Annotated in this window: 16 protein-coding genes and 1 pseudogene (1 of these 17 running past the window's edge); 13 read left to right on the forward strand and 4 right to left on the reverse strand. The window is 61.1% G+C overall.

The genetic code is table 11. The features are described from left to right. On the reverse strand, positions 1-106 hold the 5' portion of the coding sequence (locus DTQ13_RS01415) for a hypothetical protein (protein WP_103765175.1). Its footprint begins 128 nt before the window's first position; 106 of the gene's 234 nt are visible here — the first part of the coding sequence; its start codon is at positions 104-106; the stop codon falls past the left edge of the window. A 128-nt stretch (positions 107-234) separates the two neighbouring features. Between DTQ13_RS01415 and DTQ13_RS01420 the strand changes: the two genes are divergently transcribed. After that, a complete protein-coding gene (locus DTQ13_RS01420; RefSeq protein WP_248460891.1) occupies positions 235-666 on the forward strand; it encodes a hypothetical protein in 432 nt (143 codons plus the stop codon). Next, positions 653-1,231, forward strand: a complete 579-nt coding sequence (locus DTQ13_RS01425; protein ID WP_248460899.1) for a thiamine phosphate synthase — start codon at positions 653-655, stop codon at positions 1,229-1,231. Before DTQ13_RS01420 ends, DTQ13_RS01425 begins: the two co-directional genes overlap by 14 nt. A 10-nt stretch (positions 1,232-1,241) precedes the next feature. Here DTQ13_RS01425 and DTQ13_RS01430 read toward each other — a convergent pair whose 3' ends face one another. The 3 genes from DTQ13_RS01430 to epmA are packed head-to-tail and all read right to left on the reverse strand — an operon-like array spanning position 1,242 to position 3,411. Next, positions 1,242-1,943, reverse strand: a complete 702-nt coding sequence (locus DTQ13_RS01430) for a hypothetical protein (protein WP_248460901.1) — start codon at positions 1,941-1,943, stop codon at positions 1,242-1,244. Between the two features lie 5 nt (positions 1,944-1,948). Next, positions 1,949-2,353: a hypothetical protein gene (locus DTQ13_RS01435; protein WP_086431220.1), complete on the reverse strand. Its 405-nt coding sequence runs from the start codon at positions 2,351-2,353 to the stop codon at positions 1,949-1,951. Positions 2,354-2,409: 56 nt separating this feature from the next. Continuing rightward, complete coding sequence (epmA, locus tag DTQ13_RS01440; protein ID WP_248460903.1) at positions 2,410-3,411, reverse strand: EF-P lysine aminoacylase EpmA; 1,002 nt, start codon at positions 3,409-3,411, stop codon at positions 2,410-2,412. A gap of 121 nt (positions 3,412-3,532) precedes the next feature. On the opposite strand from epmA, the gene DTQ13_RS01445 reads away from it, so the two are divergent. From DTQ13_RS01445 to DTQ13_RS01495, 11 genes and pseudogenes are all read left to right on the forward strand, one after another. Next, complete coding sequence (locus tag DTQ13_RS01445; protein ID WP_086431221.1) at positions 3,533-4,597, forward strand: lysine-2,3-aminomutase-like protein; 1,065 nt, start codon at positions 3,533-3,535, stop codon at positions 4,595-4,597. 146 nt (positions 4,598-4,743) lie between these two features. After that, the gene (gene efp, locus DTQ13_RS01450; RefSeq protein WP_043557943.1) at positions 4,744-5,310 is read left to right on the forward strand and encodes an elongation factor P; all 567 of its coding nucleotides are present in this window, start codon (positions 4,744-4,746) and stop codon (positions 5,308-5,310) included. A 2-nt stretch (positions 5,311-5,312) separates the two neighbouring features. After that, the gene (locus DTQ13_RS01455; RefSeq protein WP_086431222.1) at positions 5,313-6,140 is read left to right on the forward strand and encodes an inositol monophosphatase family protein; all 828 of its coding nucleotides are present in this window, start codon (positions 5,313-5,315) and stop codon (positions 6,138-6,140) included. Between the two features lie 97 nt (positions 6,141-6,237). Further along, positions 6,238-6,963, forward strand: a complete 726-nt coding sequence (locus DTQ13_RS01460; RefSeq protein ID WP_248460905.1) for an OmpA family protein — start codon at positions 6,238-6,240, stop codon at positions 6,961-6,963. Beyond that, positions 6,960-8,513, forward strand: a complete 1,554-nt coding sequence (locus DTQ13_RS01465) for a MotA/TolQ/ExbB proton channel family protein (RefSeq protein WP_248460910.1) — start codon at positions 6,960-6,962, stop codon at positions 8,511-8,513. Before DTQ13_RS01460 ends, DTQ13_RS01465 begins: the two co-directional genes overlap by 4 nt. Before the next feature lie 2 nt (positions 8,514-8,515). After that, positions 8,516-9,484: a peptidoglycan -binding protein gene (locus DTQ13_RS01470; protein WP_086441993.1), complete on the forward strand. Its 969-nt coding sequence runs from the start codon at positions 8,516-8,518 to the stop codon at positions 9,482-9,484. Between the two features lie 78 nt (positions 9,485-9,562). Continuing rightward, positions 9,563-11,365: a translation elongation factor 4 gene (lepA, locus tag DTQ13_RS01475; protein ID WP_043557939.1), complete on the forward strand. Its 1,803-nt coding sequence runs from the start codon at positions 9,563-9,565 to the stop codon at positions 11,363-11,365. Positions 11,366-11,368: 3 nt separating this feature from the next. Then, complete coding sequence (locus DTQ13_RS01480) at positions 11,369-12,760, forward strand: glycosyltransferase family 2 protein (RefSeq protein WP_248460913.1); 1,392 nt, start codon at positions 11,369-11,371, stop codon at positions 12,758-12,760. A gap of 14 nt (positions 12,761-12,774) precedes the next feature. Then, positions 12,775-14,121, forward strand: coding sequence for an NCS2 family permease (locus tag DTQ13_RS01485; RefSeq protein ID WP_248460915.1), 1,347 nt, complete (start codon positions 12,775-12,777; stop codon positions 14,119-14,121). Between the two features lie 187 nt (positions 14,122-14,308). Continuing rightward, positions 14,309-14,554: pseudogene (locus DTQ13_RS01490) on the forward strand (exodeoxyribonuclease VII small subunit); the annotation flags it as partial. 178 nt (positions 14,555-14,732) lie between these two features. Next, positions 14,733-15,641, forward strand: a complete 909-nt coding sequence (locus DTQ13_RS01495) for a polyprenyl synthetase family protein (RefSeq protein ID WP_043557935.1) — start codon at positions 14,733-14,735, stop codon at positions 15,639-15,641.

The following is a 15,641-nucleotide window of genomic DNA, read 5'->3' on the forward strand; positions in this document are numbered from 1 at the left end:
TCTGTTCCGTACGCTCGGCTTCGGCCTGGATTTCCTGCTGCTCCAGAGCAAAACCAAGCTGGACAAGGGCAATTTCCAACCGTTCAAGATCCGGATTTTTCTGCATGACACTCAACTGCCTGTTCTCCTGCACTGACACCCCCACCTTCATGGCCTATGATGCACGTCTGCCATGGCAGGATTCCCCTGCACTCCCAACATGACCATCCAGCTGATTTCCCAGATGAAGCCAGAATGACCGATCTTTACAGTGCGTCAAGCACCTTTCCACCCTTTCCACGCCCCTTCATCACCATTTCCACCCGCCCTGCCCTCCTGAAGGCTCATCAACATTTCGCCACACGGCCCTTCACCATCCTCTCGCCCCTCCATGCCGGGGCAAGCCTGGGCGTAGACTGGTGGCTCCACCTCACCAGAGGAGCTGAAGCCCCTTCCATTCTTGATTGCGGTGCCAGCGCCTCACTGGCCATCAGCGCCCTGCATGAAGGGATTGACGGAGTCGTTTGCCGCGATTTCCGTGCTGGACTCCCCGACGACATGAAACATCGCCTTTTCTCCAGCCGCCCAGAAGGTGACGTCATGCTGGACCTGCCTCTCTTCCAGGAGACGAAATGCTGGTCAACCAGCCAACAATCTGTCACATCTGACCCTCATGAATCACTGTGACCTCTACCCTGTCATCCCCTCACTTCCCGCCCTGACACAGCTTCAGGCGCAGCTTCCTCCCCTGCTGGCGCAAGAGGCCGTCACGGCTCTGCGGCTCTGCTTCGACAGGCCACCAGAGCGGAAACAGCTGGATGCCGTTCGTCAGATGGCCTGGGAAAGAGATATCGCCCTGATTCTGGCTCCCGCCAACCTTGATCTGCTCCATGGTCTCTCCCTCAAGGAGAGCGATGGCGTCCATCTTTCCAGCCCGAAAGATGTCAAAACCTTTGCCGGACGCAGAGACAGACCGGAAGCGTTCCAGATCGGCTGCCATTGCCTGACACTGGATGACGCCATGCTGGCCGGGGAACAGGGAGCCGATTATGTCAGCCTGCCCGCCATCGGGCTGACAGCCCTGAAGCAGTGGAGCCTGTTTGCGGAACTGCCTGTCGTGGCCGAGCATGTCTGCACCATGGAAGAAGCCTTGGCGGCCACCCAGGCCGGAGCTGACTTTCTGGCCATCACGCTGGACCCGGCAGAGAATGGCCTGGACCATTTCACGGCCATAAGTGCAGCCATCCCCTGACGAAACCCTGTTACTGGTAGGGAAGGATTGAATCCACCATATACAGAACCCCGTTGGACTGCGGATAGCCATCACCGGCCAATGTCACGGTGCCATCTTTGCCGATGACCTCCACATTCCCGAAGGCCGTGGGCTTCAGGATCACGTCATAGCCGGGGCCGGCCAATGTCCGCACCTGTATGCTCCCGCCCCTCTTCGCCGCCTTGCGCCGGATTGTCGGCATGTCCCAGTGCCCCACAAGAATCATCTGGCCAATGAAGCCCGTCAGATAACCATGCCCCGTTGCCCTCATGAGGTCCGGCCTGACCTCATGCTTGAAGGCTTCAAACGGCCCATTGGGAACAGCCAGCACGGTATGATCCTTCTCTCCCTCAAGAATGGACCAGTATCCCGCCCTTATGACGGCAGCCTCAAAATCGGCCAGCTCAATGGCACTGGCCAGATTGTCGCTCAACGGCCTGTCCTCAAAAGAGAAAGCAGGCGGCATGTGGTACCGGACCTGCGGATTGGGAGGCGCATCCGGTGCGGCAGGCCGGTATGTCGCCTGAATGCTTTTCGCCTCGGGCAAGGCCTCCGCATGGGTTGAGCCATGTACGTCAACAGGATCCTGCCGGATCACCCGATGGCCAGAACAACCCGCCAGAACGGCAAGAACCATACAGGACAGACCCAGCCTCACGGACAGAGCCTGTCCTCCAAAAGAGCTACGCATCAGGCTCAACATCCTCCCCCATACAGCTTCCATCCCACAACCTTGTCTCCCACAACCTCAAATGTCGTCTGACAGGTAGCGCTGTAATAGCTCGGGGGAATGTTGATGCCCCCCCAGCCGCCACCATAGCCGTACCCGTATCCACCGCCCCAGCCCCAATCCCAGCTGGAATAGCCCGGCGAAACCTGCGTCTGTGTCTCGATATAAGAGAGGAAATTGTGCCCCTGTACATCGTAGGTACGGGCCGGAACCCCAAACCGCCGCAGCAGTTCAACGGTTGACTGACCAACCATGGAATCCAGAACCTTTGGCCGCTGAAGGGCCGGGACCGTACACCCGCCCAGCAGCATGACAGCCCCAAGGACCAGCCATGCCCGGCGCTTTCCCGCACCATTCACATCTCGTTCCATATTCCTCCCCCTGTTCCGCACGCCTGCACCCTGAAAACAGAAAATTCCGCTCCGCCTCAGCTTAACCAAAGAATCTCCTCAAGACGAGGGGCACCCGTTGCCAGCATCACGAGCCTGTCGAAGCCCAGTGCAATGCCAGAAGTCGGCGGCATGTCGGCCAATGCCTCAAGAAAAGCTTCATCCAGCGGCCAGTCCTGCTCTGGTGTGATCTGCATCCGCCGTGCCCGGTCCGTTTCAAAACGCTGGCGCTGCTCCTGCGGGTCCGTCAGCTCCTCGAAGGCATTGGCCAGCTCCAGCCCGGCAGCATACAGCTCGAAACGCAGGGCCACCCGAGGATCAGCCGGATCACGCTTTGCCAGAGCCGCCTGTTCGGCAGGCCAATGCGTCAGAAAGGTCGGTCGCTCCCGCCCTATATGCGGCTCGATCCTTTCCAGAAGCAGGCGAAAGAACAGGTCCTCCCAGCTTTCTCCCTCCCGCAGCACCACCCCGGCCTCACGGGCCAGACGGTCGGCATCCCCGGCACTGGCCAGCAGGTCCACCCCGACATGGCGGGCAAAAGCCTCCTGCATCGTCAGGCGTTCAAAAGGCCGGTCCAGCTCCAGCATGATATCCCCATGAGAGAGACGGGGCGGCAGGACACGACGCAGCAGGTCCTCCGTCTCATCCATGAGGGACGACAGCCCGGCACCGGGACGATACCATTCCAGCATGGTGAATTCCGGCATGTGGGTCGCACTCCGCTCCCCGTTGCGCCAGACACGGGCCAGCTGGAACAGGGGCTGCCCCGTGGCCGCCACCAGACGCTTCATGGCAAATTCAGGACTGGTATGGAGGTAACGGACCTCGTCCGTGCCATCAGGACGTTCCAGAACCGTGCGGAAACAGCGCAGATGCACCTCTTCCCCCGGTGCCGGAACGGCATAGGGTGTCTCGACCTCCAGATACCCCCTGCCCTCAAAGAAGGCCCGCACGGCCTGCACCATCCGGGCACGCCGGCGCAGCAGGGGCAGGCGCTCCTGTATCCGGGCTGTCGTCTGTGTTGCGCTGGAACTCTCCATGACCGTTTCCTTCCACCCTCATCCGGCGATGCCGTCCCCTCCCTATAGGCCAGAGGCCCCGCACGGCACCATAGGCAGAGTTTTCTTGCAGGACGACGCGGCCTTTCGCTAGAGCAACCTCATGCACGATACCGCCTCATCCTCCCCGTCAGGCAGAACCCTCCGCAGCACACAATCGCTTCTCGAGGCGAAGCTCATCACGCCGGAACAGGCCCCGGCACTGGAGGAGGTGGCCAGGCATTATGCCACGGCCATTCCCCCCGCCTTCCAGCGGCTCATCACCAGCCCGGATGACCCGATCGCCCGGCAGGTCATTCCCGATGCCCGGGAGCTGCGGACCATGCCCCATGAAAGCGAAGACCCGATCGGTGATGAGGCCCTCTCCCCCGTTCCCGGCATCGTGCATCGCTATGAAGACAGGGCCCTGCTCAAGCCCCTGCTGGTCTGCCCGCTCTACTGCCGCTTCTGCTTCCGGCGGGAGCATGTAGGGCCCGATGGCGGCCTGCTGGGGGAAGAGGCTCTGGAAACCGCCTTCCACTGGATAGAGGCACATCCGCAGATACGGGAAATCATCCTGACCGGGGGCGACCCGCTGATGCTCTCCCCCCGCCGGATGCAACACATCATCCAGCGCCTGTCCTCCATCAGTCACATCGACATCATCCGCATCCACAGCCGTGTTCCCGTCGCCGCCCCGGAACGCCTGACCACGGCGCTTCTCGACGCCATGGAGACTGACCGTGCCCTCTGGATGGTTGCCCACATCAACCATGCCCGGGAGCTGACGGACGAGGCCCGTGTGGCTGTCCGGCAGATGCTGGGCCGGGGTATCCCCGTCCTGTCCCAGTCCGTCCTGCTGCGGGGCGTGAATGACACCACGGAATCGCTGGAGGCCCTCCTCCGTGCCCTGATCGCCGCCCGCATCAAGCCCTACTACCTGCATCACCTCGATTCCGCCCCCGGCACGGCGCATTTCCATGTGCCGGTGGAGGAAGGCCGTGCCCTGCTGGAAAGCCTGCGGGGCCGGGTCTCCGGGCTGGTCTGGCCGACCTATGTCGTGGACATACCGGGCGGGAAAGGCAAGGTTCCACTCGGGCCGGATTATCTCGTCTCCACCCCGGCCGATGAAAGCTCCGGCTCCTCGCAGGCACGGGGACCGGATGGAAAGCCTTACCCTTTTACCTAGAGTGTACAGAGGGAGCTTGCGCCCGCCCCACCGACGCGGCTAGAAGTCTCCCTGAAGTTCATCAGAGAGTTTCCGCTTCTGCCCTGCCTGCATGGCCAGAAGCCTTGAGCAATACCCGATCTTTTGCATGTACATCAGGAGCTGACATGAAACAGCAAGCCAACCTCATCCGGGCCGGGCAGGTCATCGAACATAACGGCCGCCGCTGGACCGTCCTCAAGCAGCAGATTCTGACCCCCGGCAAGGGCGGTGCCTTCATCCAGGTGGAGATGCGCGACCTCGCCAGCGGCAACAAGAGCAACGAGCGGTGGCGTACGGCCGACACCGTCGAGCGTCTCGTCACAGAGGACAACGACTACATCTATTCCTACATGGATGGCGACAACATCGTCCTCATGGACCCCGAGACGTTCGAGCAGACCATGCTGCCGAAGGACATCCTTGGCGATCAGCTCCCCTTCCTTCAGGACAACATGACCATCAGCGTCAAGCTGGTCGAGGGCGACCCGGTGGCCGTCACCCTGCCGCCGCAGGTCACGCTGGAGATTGCCGAGGCCGACCCGGTCGTCAAGGGCCAGACGGCCAGCTCCTCCTACAAGCCTGCCGTACTCTCCAACGGCGTGAAGGTGATGGTGCCTCCTTTCATCGAGGCCGGTGAGCGCATTGTCGTCCGCACGGAAGACGCCACCTACGTCGAGCGTGCCAAGGACTGATCATGCGTCTTTCTCCCCATATGGCTGTCATGCAGAACACCGCGCAGAAAGCGGCGCGGTCTCTCCTGCGTGACTTTGCCGAGGTCGAGCAGCTCCAGGTCAGCATCAAGGGTCCGGGAGACTTTGTCTCCCAGGCCGACATGCGGGCCGAGAAGACCATCCGTGAAGAACTGGCCCGTGCCCGTCCCGGCTATGCCTTCCTTATGGAAGAGAGCGGGGCCTCTGGCGGTGACAACTGGACATGGCGCTGGATTGTCGACCCGCTGGACGGCACCTCCAACTTCCTCCATGGCATTCCGCACTGGGCCATTTCCATCGCCCTCCAGCGTCGCCATCCGAATGGGGACGTCGAGCTGGTGGCCGCCGTCGTTTACAACCCGGCCTCTCATGAGATGTTCTGGGCCGAGAAAGGCATTGGTGCCTTCCTCAATGACCGGCGCATCCGTGTCTCTGCCCGGCGCAAGCTTTCGGAAGCCATGTTTGCCACGGGGATTCCTTTCGCCAAGGTACCAGCCCAGTACCGCATGCCTTTTGGCCGCGTGCTGAGCAGCCTGATGCCCAAGGTCGCTGGCATCCGCCGCTGCGGCGCTGCCGCCCTGGACCTCGCCTGGCTGGCTGCCGGCCGCTATGAAGGTTACTGGGAGCTGGGCCTGAAGCCGTGGGACTGTGCCGCAGGGCTGCTGATTGTCCGGGAGGCCGGTGGCCATGCCACGGATGTTGAGGGCAACGACCTCGGTACCCTTGATGATGATGTCCATGTCGTCGCTGGCAACCAGCACTTCCATGCCCCCCTGCGTGAACTGGTGCACAACGCCCTCACGCAGGACTGAAACATCATTCCACCATGACCGGGGATGGAGCCGTGTTCTCTGCTATGGTACCGCCATAAAGATTGCAGGATGCGGCTCCTCCGCATAGGATGCAGGCATGAAAAACCGGCTGGCTTCCCTCTTCCCTCTGCTTTGCACGCCTCTCGTGGCGGGGCTTCTGTGCGCCCCGGCGGTGCGGGCCCAGGTTTCCACGAATCTGGATGCCCTCCCCGAGGCTGCACCAGCAACCCAGACACCCCGGCAATCCGCCCGGCAGGAAAATCGCACGGTGACCCATCCTGCCCCCGTACCGCAGGCCCCGCCCGTACCGCCGGGATATACCCGGGTTCCCAGCATTGCTGCTGAGGCTCCCAAACCGACAGTCATCACCCCACCAGAATTCCCTGTCATCCTGCACCCTGCCGTTCCCGCAGCGGACATCCAGCCCGACGGAAGCAGCCACAGCCATACCGAGCCGCAGGAGGCGGACGCCCTGCGCATCCTGTTCGACACCGGCAGCACCGGCCTGAACGCCACAACCATCGAGTCCATCCGCCATTATGCGGAGACCATGGCCCCGAAAGCAGACACACGCTTCGTACTCCGCAGTTATGCCACGGTGCCCGGCAGCGACATCTCTGCACCCCGCCGTCTGGCCCTCTCCCGTGCCCTGGCCGTGCGTGGCCTGCTGGTACGGAGCGGCATTGCCACGACACGCATCTACCCCATCGCCCAAGGGCGGCCAGACAGTACCGACACCGCCCCTGCGGACAGGCTGGACATCCTCCCCGAAGCCAACCCCTCTCCTTCAGACAGTCCTGAAAAAGGAAACACGGCACCATGACGCGCCCGACCCGTTATCTCGTCCGTATCGTTGTTTTTCTGCTAATCATCATGGGGCTGGCCTTTGCCCTGCGGGATGTGCTGGTCCATGCTTTCATGGTCAATCCGGGACTGGACGGTGTCATCATCGCCATCCTGATGCTGGGCATTCTCTGGAACCTCCATCTGACCATCCGGCTCTTTCCTGAAGTCCGCTGGGTCAACATCCTGCGCCAGCCACGAGCCGGGCTGAAAGTGCCGGAGCCGCCCCGGCTTCTCTCCCCCATGGCCCGTGTCCTGCGGGCACGGCGGGATGAGAATCCCGGTCTCTCCCTCTCCACCCAGACCACACGGGCCATGCTGGAAAGCCTGGAAGCCCGCATGGATGAAGGCCGGGAGATTTCCCGCTACATCACGCAGCTTCTGGTCTTTCTCGGGCTGCTGGGCACGTTCTATGGGCTGATTCTCACCGTACGTTCCGTGGCAGATGTCATCAGCGCCATGCCTTCCGGCGGGGCGGACATATCCACCATGTTCGAGCACGTCAAAACAGGACTGGTCAAACCGCTCGGTGGCATGTCCACGGCCTTCTCTGCCTCCATGTTCGGTCTGGCGGGGTCGCTCATTCTCGGCTTCCTCGACCTGACATCAGGACAGGCGCAGAACCGTTTTGCCAATGAGATCGAGGAATGGCTGGCTGACCAGACCTTTCTCGAAAACCCGGAAACAGGACCTGACAGCCCCGCAGAAGACAGGCTGGCCACCATGGAAGCCTGGCTGCCACGTGTGCAGGACTTCATGCGGCTCACGACGGAAAATGTGGCCCTGCTCCAGCAGAACATCACCATCCTGCGCCGCATCCTGGAGGTGGACGGAGAGGACAACGCCAAGATCATTCTTGGCCTGCGCACCCTGAACGAAACCATGCACAAGCTCTATGCCGATGGTGCCTTCCACAAGGACCAGTCCGCCATTCTCGGCCAGCTGACCAGCATGAATGAGACCTTCCGCAAGGGAGCTCCAGCGACGCAACATGACACATCCTCCCCATCCCGTGAAAATCAAGGGTCTCTCATTGAGAGACTGACGCGCATCAGCGAGAATCTCCTGCATCATCGTGAAGCAGCCGCTCAGCCTCATGATAAAGTCCTCCGTGAAGGGCAGGCCGCCATCATCGAGAAGCTGGCGGAGATCCGTGAAGCCCTGCCTCATGAACGTGAAACCACATCCCATCAGCATGATGAGGCCATCCGGGCTGGACAGACGCACATCATTGAGAAGCTGACAGAAATCAACGAGACCCTCCGCAGCCATCAGGCACCCCCTGCCGCCCCTCCGCAGGACCTCTCGCAGCTCCAGCAGATCCTTCAGCAGATCGAAGAAGGGAACCAGGCCACACTGCGGACCATGAAGGCCCTGAGCAGCAGCGTCAGCCAGCGTCACTTCGAGGATCCGGCCGTCACCCAGCTGCTTCAGGACATGGAAAGGCAGCTGCTCGGCCTGCGTACCGATATCGTTTCCCTTGCCAGAAGTGAGAAAAGCCCCTTCATCTCCCGGCGTGGGGAGGGCTGACCATGGCCCGCCGCCGTCACCGCTCCGGCTCCATCAATGCCTGGCCGGGCTATGTGGACGCCCTCTCCTCCCTGCTGATGGTGGTCACGTTCGTCCTGCTCGTCTTCGTCCTCGGGCAGGAATTCCTCTCTGCGACCATCACCCAGAGAGAACACGCTCTGGAAAACCTGAAGCAGGAGCTCACCCATCTCAGTGGCATGCTCTCCCTCAGTGAGGCAAAGGTCAAAACGCTGAGCAGTGCCGAGCAGGAACAGCGTGCCATGGTCGCCACGCTGAAGAGCCAGCTTGATGAGCGACAGCATCAGCTGGACGACATGCAGACCCACTCAAAAGAGGTCGAAAGCGCCCAGCTTGGCAGCATTGCCGATCTCTCATCGCAGATCACCGAGCTGACCCGGCAGCTCCAGGCCGTCTCCAGTGCCCTGGAGATTGAAAAGAAGAACGAGGTGGACAAGGATGCCCGCATCGCCGAGCTGGGGCAGAAGCTCAACATCGCCCTCGCTGACAAGGTCAACCAGCTTCAGCGTTACCGTTCCGAGTTCTTTGGCAGACTGAGGGACATTCTCAAAAATCAGCCGGGAATCTCCATTGTGGGCGACCGCTTTGTCTTCCAGTCCGAGATTCTCTTCCCCAGTGGCAGCGCAACTCTCACCCCGACAGGCCAGAAACAGCTCCTCACCCTGGCCCGTACGTTCCGTGAGGTGGCGGCCACCATTCCGTCTGATGTCCCATGGATTCTCCGTGTTGATGGCCATGCGGACCGCAAGCCGATCCGCTCCACTTTCCCAAGCAACTGGGAGCTGTCATCCGCCCGTGCCATTACGGTCGTCAAAACACTGATCACCAATGGGGTGGACCCGCATCACATTGCTGCCACGGCATTCTCCGGCTATCAGCCACTGGACAATGGCTCAAGCCCGGAAGCTCTGGCCCGCAACCGACGGATCGAGTTCCGCCTGACAGACCGCTAGCCCCCTTCACCCGTGGCGGGGGCCTCCCCGCCACCACACATGCTGACAGAACTTTCAGAATCACCTAATTAGGGCGTCATGACCGACACACCGCTTCACCTCATCCGCAATTTTTCCATCATCGCCCATATCGACCATGGCAAATCCACCCTGGCCGACCGGCTGATCGAAGCCTGCGGCGCCCTGACTGCCCGTGAAATGAAGGGGCAGGTTCTCGATTCCATGGAGCTGGAGCAGGAGCGGGGCATCACCATCAAGGCCCAGACTGTCCGGCTGACCTATCCCGCCAAGGATGGCAACGTCTATACGCTCAACCTCATGGACACGCCCGGCCATGTGGACTTCGCCTACGAGGTCAGCCGTTCCCTCGCCGCCTGCGAAGGGTCCCTTCTGGTCGTGGATGCCTCACAGGGCGTCGAGGCGCAGACTCTGGCCAACGTCTATCAGGCAATTGACGCCAACCATGAGATCGTCCCCGTTCTCAACAAGATTGACCTCCCGGCTGCTGAGCCGGAACGTGTCCGTGCCCAGATCGAGGAAGTGGTCGGCATCCCGGCAGATGATGCCGTGGAGATCAGTGCCAAGACGGGCCTGAACATCGAAGGCGTGCTGGAAGCCCTCGTCCAGCGCCTGCCTGCCCCCAAGGGTGATGCCGAGGCTCCCCTCCAGGGGCTGCTGGTGGACAGCTGGTACGACAGCTATCTCGGCGTCATCATCCTTGTCCGCATCAAGGAAGGCCGCCTGAAGCGGGGCGACAAGATCCGCATGATGCAGACCGGGGCAACCTATCATGTCGATCAGGTCGGCGTGTTCCTGCCCAAGATGCAGCCGGTCGATTCCCTTGGCCCGGGGGAAATGGGCTACATCAATGCCGCCATCAAGACCGTGGCGGACTGCAATGTCGGTGACACCATCACGCTGGACAACCGCCCGGCGGAAAAGGCCCTGCCCGGCTTCAAGCCCTCCATACCGGTCGTCTGGTGTGGTCTCTTCCCTGTCGATGCCGACGATTTCGACAAGCTGCGCACCAGCCTCGGCAAGCTGCGGCTCAATGACGCCTCCTTCCACTTCGAAGCGGAAACATCGGCTGCCCTCGGCTTCGGGTTCCGCTGCGGGTTCCTCGGGCTGCTGCATCTGGAGATCATCCAGGAGCGTCTCTCCCGTGAGTTCAATCTGGACCTCATCGCCACCGCTCCCTCCGTCGTGTACAAGATGCACATGAACAACGGCGAGGTCGAAGAGCTGCACAACCCGGCCGACATGCCGGAGATCAGCAAGATCGACTATATCGAAGAGCCGTGGATCAAGGCCTCCATCCTCGTGCGGGACGAGTATCTGGGGTCCGTCCTCACCCTCTGCACGGAACGTCGTGGCGTCCAGATCGACCTGACCTATGTTGGAGACCGGGCCATGGTCGTGTACCGCCTGCCCCTCAACGAGGTGGTGTTCGACTTCTATGACCGTCTGAAATCCCTCACGCGGGGTTATGCCTCCTTCGAGTATCAGATGGATGGTTACGAGGAGAGCGATCTGGTCCGCATCTCCATCCTCGTCAATCACGAGCCAGTGGATGCCCTGGCTTTCATCGCCCACCGTACCGTGGCCGAGACACGGGGCCGGGCCATCTGCGCCAAGCTGAAAGACCTCATCCCCCGCCAGCTCTTCAAGATCGCCATCCAGGCCTCCATCGGCTCCAAGGTGATCGCCCGTGAGACGCTGGGGGCTCTCTCCAAGGATGTCACGGCCAAATGTTATGGTGGTGACATCTCCCGTAAACGCAAGCTGCTGGAAAAGCAGAAAGAGGGCAAAAAACGCATGCGGCAGTTCGGCAAGGTCGAAATTCCGCAGAGCGCCTTCCTCGCCGCCTTGAAGATGGACTGACCCATGCCCCGGACCGCCGCCCTTCTCTGCGTCCACAATGAAGCCAACAGGCTTGGCTGGTGGATCGCCCACCATATGGCGGCGGGTTTTTCGGCCCTGCTCATCTGTGACGACCATTCCACCGATGGTACACAGGACATCCTGACCCAGGCAGCACGCAACTACGACATCCGCCTGCTGACAACGGACCGCCAGGAAACAGACAGCCTGCACCGCCATCAGGATGCCCTGCTGACCATGCTCCAGCAGGAGGGCGACCATTTCGACTGGATCATCCAGCTGGCCGTGGATGAATATTTCACACCTGATGGCGGCTCCGTGAAGGCGTTCCTGACCGGGATGGAGGCAGAACTGGGGGCAGAGACCTTCCAGAAAACCAGTCATCTCCCTGTCAACTGGTGCCTGACCGGCCTTGGCCAATGGGCCCACAAAACCCTTGATGGGCAGATGCCCCATCCACGGGCCCTCTTTCAGACCCACGCCGACAGCAATTTCCCGGACAGCCGGGTCACACGGTCTTTTTTCCGTCCTTCCAGCAGACAGGGCCTGCCAGACCCGTTTGCCCATATCCATGCAGCGCCGGACTGGTCCGCTGCCCGCATCCTGCATGATGCTGCCACCAGCAGCCACACACCGCAGATGCGCCGCCACTTCGACCGCAGCGAACAGTTCTACGACAAAGGGCAGGCTCTCCTGCCCCAGACGCTGGATATCAGCGCCCATCTCCTTCAGGGCCTGATCCTCGGTGCCTGTTACGCCATACAGAATGGACAGGCCCCTACCTCCTCCACTGGGGCACCTCCCCCCGAGACCGCCTGCCGCTTCAACCGGTTCCATCTGCACCGCGACGGACAGCGGCTTGCCCTGAACAGGGACAGCCGCATGACAGGCTTCCACCCCCTTGAGGAACTCCGGGACAATCCCACGCTGATACCGCTCTGCCTCATCAAACCGGAAAACCCCGTACCGGGAATGGAAAATCGGGCATGGCTGTATGCAGACCGTCCGTCTGGCCTCCCATACCTGCCCGCAGCAGCCCCTGCCTCCACCTGTTTCCCGACCCTGCTGGACTGCCTGCCCCTCCATCTCCAACAGGATGACGGAGCTGTCAGGCTCTCGCTCCGCCCGACAGCGTTGGCTTTCCCCGATGACGCCCCCGTAACCCTCGTCCCCGCAGAGATCTCCTCATTCTCCAAGCTGGACCCCGTGGAAAACGCTCTCCAGCACTTTACACTCCATGGTTTTTCAGCCGCTGGACTCCATGAAGCCATACGGCAGGGCCGGTGGCTCTCACCATCCGTCATCGGGGCTCTCTATGCCCAGCTGCCAGAGCAGGAGGCCCGTACACTCTTTACCCCCCTGCTCTACCGGCTCTTCCACGACTGGCCCCGCTAGACATCCCCTCTTTCATGAAACATGACGCCGTGATCCGCTCTTCCCTTGACCATTTCTTCCAGATCACCCGGCGTCACTCAACAATCCCCCGTGAAATCAGTGCCGGACTGACCATTTTTGGCTCCATGGCCTATATCATGGCCGTCAATCCGGCTGTTCTGGCAGGTGCCGGACTGGCCCGCCATGACATGATCATGACCACCATCGCCGGTGCCGTAGCCGGAACACTGCTCATGGCCCTATGGGCACGGCTGCCCATAGCCCTGGCCCCCGCCATGAGCAGCAATGTCCTGTTTGCCCAGGTGGTCGTTCAGCAGGCCCATGTCTCACCCTCCACGGCCTTCACGGTCGTCCTCTTCAGCGGGATGTGTTTCACGCTCCTCTCGCTCACACGGCTTCGCCTGAAAATCATACAGAGCTTTCCACCCTGCATCATACTGGGCATCCAGACAGCCATTGGCGCTTTCATCGCCCGGATCGGTCTCATCTCCGCCGGAATCGCCGTCCCATCCGCAGGCGGGCTTGGTTTTGCCTCCCTCTCGCACCCGGCCGTGATCCTTGCCCTGGCTGGGGTGATGTTCTGCCTGCTGCTCCAGCTTCTCCGTATTCCCGCAGGGCTGCTTGTCACCATCATGGTCCTGACCCTTGCCGGCCTTGTCGTCCCCGGCCCTGATGGGCAGCCCCTGACCCAGCTTCCCGGCCACCTGATTGACTGGCCCCATTATCCGGTCAACATGCTTGCGCCCTTCGACTTCCATGAATTCTTTCAGCATCTCGGGCTGCTGCTGCCCATCACGCTCTATATCCTGCTCAGCGATTTCTTCGATGCCACAGGCACGATGCTGACAGTGACACGACAGGCTGGGCTCTGCGGCACCAGAGAACAACCCGACCTGCCTCCCCGCGCCTTTGCAGCGGACGGAGCAGCCAGCATCATCGGGGCCCTGCTTGGAACCTGTACCGTTTCCGCCTATCTGGAAAGCCTGACAGGCGCCGAAGCCGGTGGCCGTACAGGCCTCAGCGCCCTTGTGGTCGCCCTGCTGTTTGCCCTCTCCTGTTTCTTCTGGCCCCTGATAACAGCCATCCCCGCTCTGGCAACGGCCCCTGTACTGGTCTTTGTCGGAATCATCATGCTCAGCAACCTGACCGAACTGCCCGACAATCTGGAAGAGTCCTTCCCACCCCTCTGCATGGTTCTGCTGACGGTCGTTACGGGCAGTTTCATGCTGGCCCTTGCCTGCGGAATGCTGCTCTACACGGCCATGCTACTCATCAGACGGGCATTTCGAAAAGTTACACCTGTCATAATTTGTCTTGATATAACTTTTCTCTGTTACATGATTCTGCAGGGGCGGTTTTAATGAAACTGTAAGACAAAAGCCCTGATGTTCCTCGATAAAAAACGTTAAAACAGGGTTGCCACTCTCCCGGAAAAACATCACGGCGCTCCGTGATGTTCCCCGACGGGCAGGATGAGGGCTGGAAAAAATCTCTCCATCCCTGTAATGCCCTGTAAGTTTCATGATCTGAACCCCGGCTGGATAGTTCATGCCCGACCCTACGACGACACAGACAACACCGCTGCACCAGCTTTCTTTTGAAAACGCCCTGGCCGAACTTGAGCAGATCGTCCGCGGGCTGGAAAGCGGCCAGATGAAGCTGGAAGACGCAATCTCCGCTTATGAACGCGGTGCTGCCCTGCGCCGCCATTGTGAGGAAAAGCTGGGAGAGGCAGAAATGCGTGTGAAGGCCATCGTCCAGAAGGCTGATGGCTCCCTGTCGGAAGAACCTCTGGAGAAGGCAGAACAGCCTGCCCCACGCAGAAGGGCCAACGCCAGCCCCAGGAGGCCATCACCCGCCCCAAGGGAAGGCTGGTCTTCCCCGCCGCCTCATCTGGATGATGAGATTCCATTCTGATGAATCATTGCCTGCACACACTTACGACAGCCACCTTCCGCAAGGAGACTTCCCGATGACCGACAGCCACGCCCTTCCCCTCAAGGATGCCCTCCGCCAGGCCTGTCGTGAGATCGAGGCCAGCATTGATGCTCTCCTGCCGCCAGTGCCGGGTGATGAATCCCTGCTGATCGACGCCATGCGCTATGCCGCCCTGAATGGCGGCAAACGGCTGCGAGGATTCCTCGTGCTGGAGATCGCAGCCCTTTTCGGGGCATCCCGTGAAGCCGCCCTGCGTGTGGCTGCCTCCGTCGAGTTCCTGCACGCCTATTCTCTCGTCCATGATGACCTGCCTGCCATGGATGATGATGACCTCCGCCGGGGCCAGCCTTCCACCCACAAGAAATTCAATGAGGCCTTCGCCATCCTCGCTGGTGATGCCCTCCAGACCAGTGCCTTCGAAGTCCTGCTGGAAGACGCCACAAGTGCAGACCCCACCATCCGGGCCGAGCTGGCGCTGGCACTGGCCCGTGCCTCCGGCAGTGCAGGCATGGTGGGCGGTCAGGTCATCGACATCCGCGGGGAAGGCAAGGCTCTTCCTCTCGAGAAGGTCAAACGCCTTCATGCCATGAAAACAGGTGCCCTCATCCGCTATGCAGCAGAAGCCGGGGCCATTCTGGCAGGGCTCAAGGCCGATGACCCACGCCGCCAAGCCATCGTCCGCTACGGAACCGACCTCGGCACGGCCTTCCAGGTGGCTGATGACATTCTGGACACTACCGCCAGCACCGAAGAACTGGGTAAAACGGCAGGGAAAGATGAAGATGCCTGCAAGTCCAACTACGTCTCGCTGCTTGGCATCGAAGGGGCCCGCAAGGAGGCCCTGCGCCTGAGCGAGCAGGCCCGCCAGTCCCTTTCCTCTTTCGGCCCCCGTGCGGATACGCTCCGTGCCCTCGCTGATTATTTCGTTGAACGCAGGAACTGA

The organism is Parasaccharibacter sp. TMW 2.1888, from assembly GCF_023167265.1.
Lineage (GTDB): Bacteria > Pseudomonadota > Alphaproteobacteria > Acetobacterales > Acetobacteraceae > Bombella > Bombella apis.